Consider the following 14,814-nt stretch of genomic DNA (forward strand, 5'->3'; position numbering starts at 1 on the left):
TGATGGGAGTGGCTTTTTGCGTTTCTCTTTCAGCGGATTTTGACCCATTCATGTCGATCCAGCCACAAACGGTGCTGTTTCCTTGCTTCGACAATTTCCTTGTAAAGCATTTGGGCTTCTTCATATTTTTTGGACTTCAATGCCTGGCGAAATTTTTTTGTCAGCGGTGCCAGCACTTCGTGGTCGAAGATGTTTGCCCGGGATGTGTATTTGGGTCTGGGTGGACGGCGCTTTTTCGGATTGCCGGAACTTCTTTTTTTCCTGCCTATGCTCTTCTCTCCTTTTTCTCTCAATAACTTCAGATTGAGCAATGTTTGTAACAGGATATGTGCTTGGCCTGGCAAAAGTGATAAAGGGAGGAAAAATTCCGAAACGAGAGCATCAGGATGAAGGTTCGCGGCGTTCCTTTTGGATGCGATGTCTTTTTTTATCCCGGTAGTAAATGAAACTGCCAATCACTGCAATTCCGGTGAGAAAAAGTAAAAGACTCCCCAAAAAAGGCAGCCAGGCAAAAGGTTTTCCGGCAAAAAAGTCATGCAAGAGATTCCGCATCCATTTCCATCCATAGACGGCGAACAATCCCGGAATACATACGATCAATATCGCCAAAATTCGCTCGATGACTGGTTTCATAAATATTTTGCCCGTCCTTTCAGCAATTTCTATAAAAATAGTAACGCAATTGACTGAATCTTTCCACCAAGTTTGCAAAACAACTATATGATAAGATGAAAACGGACGAAAGGAGGGATTCAACATGCAAACGTTTCTTATTGTGGGGGGCGGGCAGGGAGGAATCGCTATTCTGAAAACCTTGTTGTCTGCAGAATCCGTTCAGGTGATCGGCGTTGTTGATTTGCGTCCCGATGCCCCTGCGATCCTGGAAGCCAGGAAACACGGAATCCCCACAGGGGACAGAGTGGAACCATTCCTGAAACTGGCGCCGGACGTGATTATGGAAGTAACGGGCAATCCCGAGGTATTTGAAAAGCTGGGGGAAATAAAAAATAAAGGTGCTCTGCTGATTTCAGGGACTGTCATCAATCTCTTCATCCGTCTGATCGAAGAAAAAGAGAAGTGGTTTATAGCATGGAAACAAAGGCAGCAGGAATTGGAAACCATTCTGGATTCGATGCATGATGGTATGATTGCCGTCAACGGGCAGGCAAGGATTACCCTGTTTAACCGGGCGGCGGAACGGATGATTGGAATATCTGTCACTTCTGTCCTGGGACGGAAAATTACGGAAGTGATCCCCAATTCCCGTCTGGATTGGGTACTTGTAAACGGGAAAACAGAGCTGAATAAGAAATTTGTTCTGCCAAACGGGATGGAAATCGTAACAAACCGTGTACCGGTAACGGATCAGAACGGAAAAGTGATTGGTGCTGTAGCCGTATTTCGGGATATCAGCGAATTAAAAAACTTATCCAGGCAAATCATTGACTTGAAAAGCATGAAAAGCTTGTTACAAGCTATTATTGATTCTTCTGATGATGCGATCTCGGTAGTGGATGCCAATGGAACGGGAATCCTGATCAATCCGGCATATACCCGTTTAACCGGCCTCAAGCCTGAAGATATTATTGGCAAGCCGGCGGAAACGGATATTTCCGAAGGGGAGAGCATGCACAGGAAGGTGCTTCGGACAAAACAGCCTGTGCGTGGTGTACAATTAAAGGTAGGGCCCAATCGGAAAGAAGTTTTTGTTAACGTGGCGCCGATTGTGATCGATGGTGAATTGAAAGGCAGTGTGGGAATCATATATGATGTTTCAGAGATCAAGCAGTTGAACAAGGATTTGGAGCGGGCACGCCGGATTATTCGTACCCTGGAGGCAAAATATACGTTTGATGACATCATCGGCAGCTCGGAAGCGATGAAAGTGTGCATAGAACAGGCCAAACAGGCTGCAAAAACTAGAGCTACTGTTTTGCTAAGAGGGGAATCGGGTACAGGCAAGGAATTGTTTGCCCATGCAATCCATAATGCAAGTGACCGCAAATATAACCAGTTTGTTCGGGTGAATTGTGCGGCATTATCGGAAACGCTATTGGAAAGTGAGCTGTTTGGATATGAAGAGGGCGCCTTTACCGGTGCCAGACGGGGAGGAAAAAAAGGTCTGTTTGAGGAAGCCAATGGCGGCACAATCTTTCTCGATGAAATTGGCGAATTAAAGCCGAGTACGCAGGCAAAACTGTTGCGTGTGTTGCAGGAAAAAGAGGTTTTGCGTGTAGGAGGAACCAAATCGATTCCGATTGACGTTCGTGTCATTGCGGCCACCAACGTTTACCTGGAAAAAGCAATCCAGGAAAAAAGATTCCGGGAAGATTTGTTTTACCGGCTAAATGTGTTGCCAATCCAGATTTCCCCTCTGCGCATGCGGAAGGAAGATCTTGTTGATCTGGCCATGCACTTGGTCAAGAAGTTCAATCAGGAATATGGCCGGAATGTGGAAAAGATTGATACCAAAGCAGTTCAGACCCTGCTTCAGTATTCGTGGCCAGGAAACGTCCGCGAACTTGAAAATGTTTTGGGACGGGCCATGATCAATATGAAGTTCAATGAGGTAATCATGAGAAAGAAACACTTGCCTCCCCTGGATCTGTACCGGATTAAGGAGATGGAAAAGGATGATGACGTGCTGGATTCGGATGAGACGAAGCCCTTAAAAGATGTCATCTCAGAGACGGAAAAGTTGTATATCAGGAAAGTTTTTGAAAAAACCGGAAAAAACAAGACAGAAACAGCGCGTTTGCTGGGGATTTCGGTGAGAAGTTTGTATTATAAACTGGAGAGATATCATTTGCTCTGATCTTGCAAAATATTTCATGAAAAAAAATTCATATTATGTGCAGTCTTTTGCAAAAAAGTTTATACTGGAACAAGAGGTTAAAATAACAATTAACTTTAATAAAATCACCGCTTTCCCTGTTTCGTTCCACAGTTGGCATCGCTTTTGCATAAATGTAGGACGACCGGCGAAACTGTTAATATTAGATTTTATTAAAAAAATAAAACATGGCAAATTGCCGGGATAAGAGGTGTGTAGGATGATAAGAACTTTTGATGAGGTACTGAAGAAGGCTGAGTCATTGCCTTCAGTTACAGTCGCAGTGGCAGCAGCAGATGACAAGGATGTGCTGGAAGCTGTTCAAAATGCGATTTCGCATGAGATCGCCCAATTCCTGCTGTTCGGGAATAAGGCAAAGATCCAGGAAATCAGCAAGGAAATCGGTCTGGAGATTGATGGCAGTCGGATTTTCCATGCGGATTCTGCCGGACAAGCTTCAAAAATGGCAGTAGCTGCTGTGCGCGATCAAAAAGCAGATGTCGTAATGAAAGGGATGGTGCAAACCGCAGACTTTTTGCGTGCCATTCTCAATAAGGAAAAAGGACTGAGAACAGGCAAGGTTTTGAGCCATGTCGCCACATTTGAAGTACCGGGTTACGATTATCTCATTCATGTGACAGACCCGGCATTAAATGTTGCTCCTGCTTTGCCGGAGAAAGCACAAATTGCTGAAAATGTCATTCAGTATTGCCATTCTCTGGGGAATGAAAATCCAAAAGTGGCCGTATTGGGTGCGGTTGAAGTGGTCAACCCGAATATGGAAGCGACACTGGACGCAGCTGCTCTTACTCAAATGAATCGCCGCGGTCAAATCAGAGGGGCAGTGATTGACGGGCCTTTTGCACTGGATAACGCGGTTTCAGTCAAAGCTGCCGAGCATAAAGGCATTGAAAGCCCTGTGGCAGGACGTGCTGATGTATTGCTGGTTCCGGATATCAATGCAGGAAACATGCTGTACAAATCAATGGTGTATTTCGCCAAAAGCAAAATTGGGGCAGTAGTATTGGGAGCTGCAGCACCGGTAGTATTGACATCCCGTGCAGATTCTCCAGAATCCAAGCTTTATTCAATTGCTTTGGCGGTTGTTCAATCTGCCTATAAATAAAAATTATTATTAAATTTCATTTCCTGAAAAAAAGAAAGTACCTCCTGTTAAAGACTATTAACAGATGAGGTACTCAAAAAAAGCAATCTTAAAATTAGGTAAATTAATGATTCAAAATTAATTTTATGTTTTTCTTTTGCAAAAAACAAGCATCTTTTAAATTTTCTAAACAAAATTATTTTGATTTCATTTGGGTGAATGAAAAAAAGCAATTTGGTACAGATAGATTCGGATCAAGGCGGTCTTGGAACAAAACCGTCTTTTTCAAGAATTGGTTCTGTTTGTAATTTTTTACAGAATACCCAAGAAAAGGATTGCAGGCAAATAAAACAAGTTGATCGACAGTGGGAACAAATCCAATTCACAGAGGGATGGTAAAAATGATTATCTTCGATTATATGGAAAAATATGATTACGAACAATTGGTTTTCTGTCACGATGAAACATCCGGGCTTAAAGCAATTATTTGCATCCATGACACCACGTTGGGACCCGCTTTGGGCGGAACCCGCATGTGGACCTATGATTCTGAAGCTGATGCCATTGAAGATGCGCTCCGCCTGGGTAGAGGAATGACCTATAAAAATGCTGCGGCCGGATTAAATCTTGGCGGAGGCAAAACCGTTGTCATCGGTGATCCGAAAAAAGATAAAAGCGAAGAGTTGTTCCGTTCATTGGGACGCTTTATCCAGGGGTTGAACGGGCGCTATATCACGGCCGAAGATGTAGGGACAACCGTGGAAGATATGGATATTATCCATGAGGAAACCCGCTTTGTTACAGGAGTTTCACCTGCTTTCGGTTCCAGCGGCAACCCTTCACCGGTAACGGCCTATGGAGTGTACCGGGGTATGAAAGCGGCCGCAAAAGTAGCATTTGGCGACGATTCGCTCAAAAATAGAGTGATTGCCATTCAAGGAGTCGGACACGTTGCTTATTCTTTGTGTAAACATTTGCATGATGAAGGTGCAAAAATAATTGTAACCGATATCAATAAAGAAAATGTGGATTGTGCCGTTCAGGAATTCGGTGCCGAAGCCGTTCATCCGGAGGAAATCTATGATGTGGAATGCGACATTTTTTCCCCGTGTGCCCTGGGTGCCATTATCAATGATGAAACCATCAATCGTTTGAAATGTAAAGTCGTGGCCGGTTCTGCCAACAACCAGTTGAAAGAAGAACGCCATGGAGATCTGCTCGAGGAAAAAGGAATCGTTTATGCACCCGATTATGTCATTAATGCCGGAGGTGTCATCAACGTGGCCGACGAACTCTTGGGCTACAATCGTGAACGCGCCATGAAAAAAGTGGAAGGCATTTATGGAAATATCCTAAAAGTTTTTGAAATTGCAAAACGGGACGGAATTCCAAGTTATCTCGCAGCTGATCGCATGGCGGAAGAACGAATTGAAAAAATACGTAAAACAAGAAGTAATTTCTTGCAAAATGAACGGAGTTTAATAAACTTTAATTTGAAATAATAGATTTTTAATTTAGGGCTAATTGGAAATGGAGTGTTGTAGGTGGAGCCGATTCGGGTTTTGGCGATTAACCCAGGATCAACTTCAACCAAAATTGGCGTCTTTGACAATGAAAAGCCAATTTTAGTTGAAATGTTGCGACATAATGCAGATGAGATTGCACAGTTCAAAGATTTGTTTGATCAGTACCCGTTTCGAAAGCAAGTGATATTGGATACACTCGATCATGAAGGCATTAATTTGAACCGACTTGATGCTGTGGTGGCGCGTGGCGGATTGTTGAGACCGATTCCCGGCGGAACTTATCAGGTTAATGACAATATGATCGAAGATTTGCGGTCTGGAAAATATGGTGTTCACGCCTCTAATCTCGGTGCAATTATTGCCCGGGAGATCGCTGGTCAATTAAATATCCCCTCGTATATTGTCGATCCGGTCGTTGTGGATGAGTTGCAACCGGTTGCCCGGCTTTCGGGAATTCCGCAAATTGAGCGGAGAAGCATTTTCCATGCGTTAAATCAAAAGGCGGTTGCCCGGCGGGTCGCAAAAAAGTTGGGTACCACCTATGAACAGGGCCGTTTTATTGTGGTCCATATGGGGGGAGGTATTACGATCGGGGCCCACGAATATGGCCAGGTGATCGATGTGAATAACGGTCTGAATGGTGATGGTCCTTTTTCTCCTGAACGTTCCGGGACGCTTCCGGTGGGTGATCTCGTTTCACTCTGTTTTTCCGGCAAATATCTTTTGGGTGATATCATGCAATTGATTGTCGGCCGTGGGGGACTGGTCGGTTATTTGGGAACAAACGATGCCCGTGATGTGGAAGAAATGATTGAAAACGGGGACAAAAAAGCAACTCTTGTCTATGAGGCAATGGCCTATCAAGTGGCGAAAGAGGTCGGATCGGCTTCTACGGTGCTCTACGGGAATGTGGATGCTATCATTTTGACCGGAGGATTGGCTTATGGAGAGTCATTTATCCGGATGATCCGCGAGCGGGTGGATTGGATCGCTCCTGTCCATATCTTTCCGGGGGAAAATGAATTGCAGGCTTTGGCAGAAGGCGCTCTCCGTGTCATTCGGGGTGAAGAAGAGGCAAAAACTTATCCACCTTTAGAAAAAGGAGTCGAGATAATACATGGCTGAGAATTATGATCTCGTTGTGTTGGGGGCCGGTCCCGGCGGTTATGTAGCCGCCGCTCGCGCCGCCCAATTGGGGATGAAAGTGGCTGTCGTTGAGAAAGAAAAACTGGGTGGTGTCTGTTTGCACAAAGGGTGCATCCCGACGAAAACACTGCTCAGGAGTGCGGAGCTTTATCAGGAGATAAAGAAAAGCCATGACTACGGAATTAAAACCGGAGAAGTTGAACTGGAGTTCGAGCTGGTGCAGAAACGGAAACAAAAAGTGATTGACCAGTTGCATAAAGGAGTTCAAGGCCTCTTAAAGAAAAATAAAGTTGATGTTTATTACGGTTTCGGCCGTATTTTGGGGACATCGATTTTTTCACCGCTGTCCGGAACAATCTCGGTAGAAAGCAATGAAGGTAGTGAACCGGTGATTTTGATTCCAAAATATGTATTAATTGCTACAGGATCAAGGCCGAGAACATTGCCGGGTTTGGAAATTGATGGCCAATATGTGATGAATTCCGATCATGCCCTCTCCATGAATCAGTTGCCGGAATCGATTGTGATCATTGGCGGAGGCGTAATCGGCGTGGAATGGGCTTCCATGCTGAGTGATTTTGGCGTAGAGGTTACTATTGTCGAATACCTGGATCGCATCCTGCCGCTTGAAGATAAAGAGGTAAGCAAAGAGATTGCACGGATCCTCAAGAAAAGAAAAGTTAAAATCATGACTGGTACCAAAGTACTGCCTGAAACCGTCTCGATTGAAGACAGGCAAGTTTTCCTGCAGGCGAAAAAGGGCGGAGAAGTGGTTACGTTAACAGCAGATCGCGTATTGGTATCTGTGGGACGCCAGGCAAATATTGATGAGATCGGCTTGAACAATACCTCCATCAAGGTTGAAAAAGGGGTTATTCAAGTAAATGAATTTATGCAGACCGAGGAAAGTCACATTTATGCGATCGGCGACGTGATTGGCGGGTACCAGCTGGCACATGTTGCTTCTCATGAAGGAATCCTGGCTGTTGAACACATGGCTGGAAAGAAAACCCATCCGATCGATCCGTTAACGATTCCGCGTTGTACCTATAGCCGTCCGGAAGTGGGAAGTATTGGTCTGACCGAAGCTCAGGCAAAAGAACAAGGATATGAAGTAAAAGTCGGCAAATTTCCTTTCCGGGCCATCGGGAAATCTGTAGTAATGGGTGAACTGGATGGATTTGTAAAAATCATTACAGATCAAAAAAACAATGATCTGTTGGGTGTTCATGTGCTTGGTCCGCATGCAACCGATTTAATTTCCGAGGCTGGTTTGGCCAAAGTATTGGATGCAACTGCATGGGAAATTGCTCATACGATTCATCCGCATCCAACTCTGTCAGAAGGTTATATGGAAGCTGCGTTGGCAGTGGATGGTAAACCGATTCATGGTTGATAAAAGGAGAGAGTGCAGATGAGCGAATTAAACCACCGCGAACTGGGATTAAGTGACGAAGAGGTTTTGGAAATGTACCGCTACATGCTTTTGGCGCGTAAAATTGATGAACGCATGTGGCTTTTGAATAGAGCCGGAAAAATCCCGTTTGTGATTTCCTGTCAGGGGCAGGAAGCCATTCAGGTAGGAGCCGCTTTTGCGCTGGATCGTGAAAAAGACTGGCTTTGTCCTTATTATCGTGATTTAGGCATGGTATTGGCATTTGGACAAACAGCGAAAGAACAAATGCTGTCCGCCTTTGCCAAAGCGGGTGATCCCAACAGCGGAGGCCGTCAAATGCCTGGACATTACGGAGACAGGCGTTTCCGGATTTTTACCGGTTCCAGCCCTGTTACCACACAGGTGCTTCATGCAGTAGGAATTGCGTATGCCGGGAAGTTGCAACAGAAGGAGCATGTCGTGCTGACGACAAACGGTGATGGTTCCAGCAACCAGGGAGACTGGCATGAAGCCTGCAACTTTGCCGGGGTTCACAAGCTGCCGGTAATTTTCATGGTGGAAAACAACCAGTATGCCATTTCAGTACCGCTAAAAAGGCAAGTAGCCGGCGGTGAGATTTGGAAACGTGGAGAAGGATATGGATTCCCGGGAATAAAAGTAGATGGAAACAATCCTTTGGCGGTCTATCAGGCGGTTAAAGAAGCCAGAGAGCGAGGCATAAATGGTGAAGGCCCTACATTGATTGAAGCGGTTGCCTATCGCCTGGTTCCCCATTCCAGTGATGATGATGACCGCACTTACCGGACACGGGAAGAAGTGGAAGAGGCGAAGAAAAGAGATCCGATGCTTCTGTTCAAAAATTATCTGGTCGAAAAAGGCATCCTGACCGAAGAGCTCAATCAAAAGTTTAATGAATCCATTGCCAGAGAGATTAATGAAGCAACGGAATATGCAGAAAAGGCACCTTATCCGGATCCGGAAACTACTTATGAGCATGTATATGCCTAATATGAGCAGGGGGAGAAAGATATGCCAGTCATTTCCTATATAGATGCGGTGACACAAGCGCTTATGGAAGAAATGAGACGTGATTCATGTGTCTTCGTACTCGGAGAAGATGTTGGTGTGCGCGGCGGAGTCTTTCGGGCCACGGTCGGTCTTTATGAAGAGTTTGGTCCTGATCGGGTGCTCGATACGCCGCTTACGGAATCTGCAATTGTTGGCGTTGGTATTGGCGCAGCGGCGTATGGTATGCGTCCTGTTGCAGAAATCCAGTTTGCAGACTTTATCTTGCCAGCATTCAATCAGATTGTCAGTGAAGCCGCAAGAATTCGTTATCGTTCCAACGGGGATTGGAATGTTCCGATGGTGATTCGTGCACCATATGGTGGCGGTGTTCATGGTGCTTTGTATCACTCACAAAGCGTGGAAAAACTTTTCACCGGCGTGCCCGGCCTGAAAATTGTCATGCCATCCACGCCATATGATGTGAAAGGCTTGTTAAAAGCTGCGATCCGTGATGAAGATCCTGTGCTGTTTTTCGAACACAAACGTTGTTATCGACTGATTAAGGGAGAAGTACCCGTTGAAGATTATACGCTGCCGATTGGCAAGGCCGATGTGAAACGTGAAGGAAGCGATGTAACGGTTATTACCTATGGATTGATGGTGCATTATGCTTTACAGGCTGCAGAAAAGCTGGAAAAAGAAGGCATCAGCACGCATGTGCTCGATTTGCGCACATTGATTCCACTGGATAAAGAAGCGGTTCTGGAAGCAGTCAAAAAAACAGGTAAAGTATTGATTGTGCATGAAGATAACAAAACTGGCGGATTTGGCGGAGAAGTGGCAGCCTTGATCTCTGAAGAAGCATTTTTAGAACTGGATGCTCCCGTCCAGCGCCTCTGCGGCCCGGATGTACCGGCGATGCCATATAGCCCGCCCCTTGAAAAAGAGTTTATGTTAAACCCTGATAAAATTGCGGATGCCATTCGCGAACTGGCAGAATTCTAAGCAAAAGAGGAGGTTCCTGTATGGTGACCGATATCTTGATGCCTCAACTTGGGGAAAGCGTAACGGAAGGCACTATCTCAACATGGCTGAAAAAACCGGGTGATCCTGTTACAAAATATGAACCCATCTGTGAAGTAACAACGGATAAAGTGAATGCGGAAGTTCCTTCAACTTTTGACGGAACCATTACGGAACTCATCGCCAAAGAAGGAGAAACGGTAGAGGTAGGACAATTGATCTGCCGGATTGAAGTAAGCGGTGAAGAGGCTGAAGAAGCAAAAGCGGAAACCCCGGTACCGTCAGAAGTGCCAAAACCGGCGGCAAACGAAAAAGACGATTCGCAGAAAAATCGTTACTCCCCGGCTGTGCTTCGACTGGCTCAGGAAAATGACATTGATTTGACACAATTGACCGGCAGCGGAAAAGGAGGCCGGATCACCCGCAAGGATGTGCTTCGCGCCATTGAAGAAGGAGTTGGCCAATCGAAGGCTGCTCAAGTGACCTCTGCGGTCATACAGGAAAAACCGGCAGAAGCGGAAAAGGATGTCAAAAAAGAGGCCGTAAAACCGGCAACCGATTCCGGAAATGTTTTGGAAAACGGCGATATTGAAATACCTGTATCGGGTGTCCGCCGCATGATTGCCAACCGCATGGTGGAAAGCAAACATGAAGCACCACATGCCTGGACGATGATGGAAGTCGATGTTACAGGGCTTGTTGAATTGCGCCATCGCATGAAAAAGGACTTCCAGGAGCGGGAAGGGGTAAAACTGACCTTTATGCCTTTTTTTATCAAAGCCGTTGTTGACTCTTTGAAAGAGTTCCCTTATCTCAATTCCGTCTGGGCAGATGACAAGATCATTCTGAAGAAACGGATCAATATTTCCATGGCTGCCGCAACGGATGACGCGTTATATGTGCCGGTGATTCATGATGCTGATGAGAAAAACATCCTGGGACTGGCAAAATCTGTCCAAAATCTGGCTGAAAAAACGCGTGCGGGCAAATTGGAAGTTTCCGATATGGAAGGTGGAACCTTCACGGTCAACAATACCGGATCTTTTGGATCGATCCAGTCTCAACCGATTATCAACTCTCCGCAGGCGGCGATTTTATCTTTTGAATCAATTGTCAAACGGCCGGTTGTGATTAACGACATGATTGCGGTTCGGGATATGATGAACATCTGCATGTCATTGGACCATCGGATTCTCGACGGATTGATGGCTGGAAAATTCCTGAAACGCGTAAAAGAACGTCTGGAATCTTACGGACCGGATACAAAGTTTTGATAAATATTTCAGAGGGCACCCAGTGGAGACGGGTGCCTTCATTATGCAAACAGATGTAAGAATTTTAATGAAACGAATATATTTCCTTGTTTGCCTGCAAACTGGAGAGAATAAAAGAAACAGGATCAGCCCTTTTTTACAGTAAATTTTTTGGCTATCAGGCACCATAATCCTGTGCTAACAAAGATCATCCCTGGAATGATCAGTGGGGAGAGAGAGTTTCCACCGCTATAGGGCAACCTGGTTATCTCAGTATAAACGATGCCTCCCAAACATAAAAAACCTGTTAAAGCAAAAATCCATCCACTTCTTGCAGAATGAATTTTTATTTGTTTTGGAAAGGAAAAATAGATAGCAGACAACGTCAACACAAATAAAATCCAATACAGGGGGATGTAAGGATCCAGAGCCTCTGCAACACCTTCATTAAAAATCGTATCACCGAATAAAACCAGTATAGATTCTCCCAGCAAGAACACAGTTCCCAGCCCATTTAACATAAATATAGTAGCAGTACTCCACTTGTTCATCCTGTTTCCTCCAAACATCTTTTTGTAAATTTTTTATTCTGATGCTGAAATTGGCAACAATAATGAAAACAAGTTACTCCATGAAAAGGGAATATGCCTAGCATATTGTTTCCTGCTTCTTCCAGCAGGGGAAATAGAAGAAAAAACTCCAAAAATGAGGATGCGTTGCTTAAGTGTTTAAAAAAATATAGAGAGGATGGATCGTGAAGAAGTTGTCCGGCTTGCTGCTGCTTTTTCTGGGGTGTGTAAGTGTTTACGAGTTTTTCTCGCTGGTGACCAAAGAAACAGCACTCAAACAGGGAACACTTCATGTAATGTTCAGACTGTAGAAAAAAATATACAAAGATGATTTTTAGGACTCTGTTCCGTCTTCGCCTTGCAAAGAAGGCATAACGCTTGAGCATTCCCTTCCAGGCGGGCTCAAAACTCGCTTGCGCTCAAACAGTTTCGTCCTCTTTCCCTGGAAGTGAACGCTTTCGCTTGAGAGCGGCATTGACGCCGCTCCGCTTCTAAAAATCACTTTCTCACACTTTGTCGACAAGCTGAAACATTCTATATAATGCTTTTCTTATAGTATCGCAAAAAAAAGAGGCCAATAGGACCTGCATTCTTTAAAATTTTATTAAAATACAGAAAAAATCTTTGGATGGGCGTTTGGGACCGGGCACCTTATTTGTTATGTTTTTAAAACCAGATCCGTAACCGGGTTGACCCGAATCGCGACTGGCATAGGGTTTTGCAAAAAATACAAGGTTCTCACCCTTATGGTGAAAACCTTGCCAGAATCTTGTCCGGGGTTGATTAAAGCCCGATAAAGAAGTCATACAGAGCCAGTACGGTAACTCCGGTGATTCCGAGCGAAAAAAGACCACCGAGAATGAGACCGGGTTTGTTCCCGGTTTTTTTGTTGTACCAGGTTCCCCAAAGGGCAAAAATACTGATTAATACAAGAAGTGGCACCATGAAGTAATTCACTTTTTTGCACCTACTTTCTTCATTGTATTAAATTAATCGTTTCAATTTTCAGTATAAACAAATATTTTGCCCTTTGAAAGATAGATTGCGGAAAATCAGAACAGGAAAATGCTTGAGGCCAAAGATGTCGCAACCAGTGTAAAGATAATTAAATAAACAATCACCTTTATCCAGCTTGGTTTCAAAATCATTCACCTCAAAAACATATTTTAATCAACTTTTTTTTGCTTGTCCACGTTATTAATCATTGCAATTAGCAGTCCAAAGAAGCATAATATTTGATATATTAAAAAGTGAAAATGTTTTATACAATATTGAGAGGAGATTGTAAAATATGAAGAAAAAGACTTCGGAAGAAGAAGAACTATTCAAAAATTGGAAAGAAAAGACGGAGCGCCTTCTGCAAAAAAGACCGGAACGGAAAAACAGGTTTCAAACGTTATCCAATATTGAAGTTAACCGGGTTTATACAGAAGCGGATCAGCCAGGGGAAAGCCCGGGATTTCCGGGGGTTTTTCCTTATGCCCGCGGAATTCATCCAACCATGTATCGCAGCCGGTTATGGACAATGCGACAATATGCGGGATTTGGTTCGGCGAGGGAAACCAACAGGCGTTTTCGCTATCTCCTGGAGCAAGGGCAGACAGGATTAAGTGTCGCTTTCGACTTGCCCACACAAATCGGCTATGATTCCGACGATCCCATGGCCTCCGGAGAAGTGGGGAAAGTAGGGGTAGCTATCGATTCCCTTAAAGATATGGAGAAACTGTTTGAAGGCATTCCGCTTGATCAGGTAAGCACCTCCATGACAATCAATGCTCCGGCTTCCGTATTGTTGGCCATGTATATTGCGGTGGGTGAAAAACAGGGAGTCAGTTCCAGGGAATTGAGAGGAACCATCCAAAACGATATTTTGAAAGAATATATTGCCCGCGGAACCTATATTTTCCCGCCCAAGCCATCCATGCGCCTGATTACCGATGTGTTTAAATATTGCGCGGAATCGGTTCCGAAATGGAATACGATCAGCATCAGCGGCTATCATATTCGGGAAGCGGGATCCACCGCTGTTCAGGAAGTCGCTTTTACGTTGTCTGACGGAATTGCTTATGTGGAAGCAGCCATTCAGGCCGGTCTGGAAGTGGATCAGTTCGCTCCCCGTTTATCCTTTTTCTTTAATGCGCATAATAATTTCTTCGAGGAAATTGCCAAATTCCGTGCAGCACGCCGGATTTGGGCCAAAATCATGAAAGAGCGTTTTCATGCGTCGAACGAGCGCTCGTTACAATTGCGCTTCCATACACAAACAGGAGGTTCTACTCTAACGGCCCAACAACCGGATAACAATATTGTCCGTGTAACGCTGCAAGCTCTGGCAGCTGTATTGGGCGGAACACAAAGCCTGCATACCAATTCACGTGATGAAGCCCTGGCCTTGCCAACCGAAGAATCAGCCCGGATTGCCCTGCGTACCCAGCAAATTATCGCCTACGAAAGCGGTGTTGCAGATACCGTTGATCCATTGGGCGGTTCATATTATATCGAGGCCTTGACGGATCAGATTGAGCAGGAAGTCTGGCGCTACATAGAAAAAATTGATGAAATGGGTGGTGCCGTAAGTGCGGTTGAGCAGGGATATATGCAACAGGAGATTCATCGTGCGGCTTTGGAAACGCAAAGACGGATTGAATCGGGAGAAGAGATCGTGGTCGGAATGAACCGCTATCAAATAGAACAGGAAACAGAACCTCAACTCCTGCGGGTAGACCCGTCAGTTGAGAAACAGCAATTGGCACAATTGTCAGAACTGAAAGCGAATCGTGACTTGTTGGAAGTGGAGGAAAAGTTGAATAGTCTTAAAAAGGCTGCCGAGGGTACCGACAATTTGATGCCTTATATTTTGGATGCAGTCAGGGCTTATTGCACGGTTGGGGAGATCTGCCATGCGTTGCGTGAAGTTTTTGGAGAATATCGAGCTGTATAAAAAAGAGGAGGAAA

Annotated in this window: 14 protein-coding genes; 10 read left to right on the plus strand and 4 right to left on the minus strand. The window is 44.9% G+C overall.

The genetic code is table 11. The annotated features are described in order from the left end of the window. Positions 1-29: 29 nt before the first annotated feature. Positions 30-344 carry a hypothetical protein gene (locus H2C83_RS01020; RefSeq protein ID WP_181736880.1) on the minus strand — a complete coding sequence of 105 codons (315 nt, stop codon included), beginning with the start codon at positions 342-344 and terminating at the stop codon, positions 30-32. Positions 345-381: 37 nt separating this feature from the next. Further along, a complete protein-coding gene (locus tag H2C83_RS01025) occupies positions 382-633 on the minus strand; it encodes a DUF2627 family protein (protein WP_220183937.1) in 252 nt (83 codons plus the stop codon). Between the two features lie 124 nt (positions 634-757). Between H2C83_RS01025 and H2C83_RS01030 the strand changes: the two genes are divergently transcribed. The 8 genes from H2C83_RS01030 to H2C83_RS01065 all read left to right on the plus strand — a co-directional run bounded on the left by H2C83_RS01030 (position 758) and on the right by H2C83_RS01065 (position 11,311). After that, positions 758-2,815, plus strand: a complete 2,058-nt coding sequence (locus H2C83_RS01030) for a sigma-54 interaction domain-containing protein (protein ID WP_181736882.1) — start codon at positions 758-760, stop codon at positions 2,813-2,815. Between the two features lie 238 nt (positions 2,816-3,053). After that, complete coding sequence (gene yqiS, locus H2C83_RS01035; protein WP_181736884.1) at positions 3,054-3,959, plus strand: phosphate butyryltransferase; 906 nt, start codon at positions 3,054-3,056, stop codon at positions 3,957-3,959. A gap of 380 nt (positions 3,960-4,339) precedes the next feature. Next, on the plus strand, positions 4,340-5,440 hold the full coding sequence (locus H2C83_RS01040; RefSeq protein WP_181736989.1) for a Leu/Phe/Val dehydrogenase: 1,101 nt from the start codon (positions 4,340-4,342) through the stop codon (positions 5,438-5,440). 42 nt (positions 5,441-5,482) lie between these two features. Then, positions 5,483-6,589: a butyrate kinase gene (gene buk / locus H2C83_RS01045; RefSeq protein ID WP_181736885.1), complete on the plus strand. Its 1,107-nt coding sequence runs from the start codon at positions 5,483-5,485 to the stop codon at positions 6,587-6,589. Further along, the gene (gene lpdA / locus H2C83_RS01050) at positions 6,582-8,006 is read left to right on the plus strand and encodes a dihydrolipoyl dehydrogenase (RefSeq protein ID WP_181736887.1); all 1,425 of its coding nucleotides are present in this window, start codon (positions 6,582-6,584) and stop codon (positions 8,004-8,006) included. The genes buk and lpdA overlap by 8 nt, the downstream gene beginning before the upstream one ends. 18 nt (positions 8,007-8,024) lie before the next feature. Beyond that, a complete protein-coding gene (locus H2C83_RS01055; RefSeq protein ID WP_181736889.1) occupies positions 8,025-9,014 on the plus strand; it encodes a thiamine pyrophosphate-dependent dehydrogenase E1 component subunit alpha in 990 nt (329 codons plus the stop codon). A 21-nt stretch (positions 9,015-9,035) separates the two neighbouring features. Beyond that, positions 9,036-10,019, plus strand: a complete 984-nt coding sequence (locus tag H2C83_RS01060) for an alpha-ketoacid dehydrogenase subunit beta (protein ID WP_181736891.1) — start codon at positions 9,036-9,038, stop codon at positions 10,017-10,019. Positions 10,020-10,039: 20 nt separating this feature from the next. Next, the gene (locus tag H2C83_RS01065; protein WP_181736893.1) at positions 10,040-11,311 is read left to right on the plus strand and encodes a dihydrolipoamide acetyltransferase family protein; all 1,272 of its coding nucleotides are present in this window, start codon (positions 10,040-10,042) and stop codon (positions 11,309-11,311) included. Positions 11,312-11,436: 125 nt separating this feature from the next. Here the strand turns inward: H2C83_RS01065 and H2C83_RS01070 are convergent, their stop codons facing one another. After that, positions 11,437-11,841: a hypothetical protein gene (locus H2C83_RS01070; protein WP_181736895.1), complete on the minus strand. Its 405-nt coding sequence runs from the start codon at positions 11,839-11,841 to the stop codon at positions 11,437-11,439. A gap of 203 nt (positions 11,842-12,044) precedes the next feature. Between H2C83_RS01070 and H2C83_RS18000 the strand changes: the two genes are divergently transcribed. Further along, entirely contained in the window at positions 12,045-12,170 is a 126-nt protein-coding gene (locus H2C83_RS18000) for a hypothetical protein (RefSeq protein ID WP_281364066.1), read from the plus strand. 472 nt (positions 12,171-12,642) lie between these two features. Here H2C83_RS18000 and H2C83_RS01075 read toward each other — a convergent pair whose 3' ends face one another. After that, positions 12,643-12,816, minus strand: coding sequence for a hypothetical protein (locus tag H2C83_RS01075; protein WP_181736897.1), 174 nt, complete (start codon positions 12,814-12,816; stop codon positions 12,643-12,645). 334 nt (positions 12,817-13,150) lie between these two features. On the opposite strand from H2C83_RS01075, the gene H2C83_RS01080 reads away from it, so the two are divergent. Then, positions 13,151-14,800: an acyl-CoA mutase large subunit family protein gene (locus H2C83_RS01080; RefSeq protein WP_181736899.1), complete on the plus strand. Its 1,650-nt coding sequence runs from the start codon at positions 13,151-13,153 to the stop codon at positions 14,798-14,800. Positions 14,801-14,814 lie beyond the last annotated feature (14 nt).

The organism is Thermoactinomyces mirandus, assembly GCF_013868055.1.
Classification (GTDB): domain Bacteria; phylum Bacillota; class Bacilli; order Thermoactinomycetales; family Thermoactinomycetaceae; genus Thermoactinomyces; species Thermoactinomyces mirandus.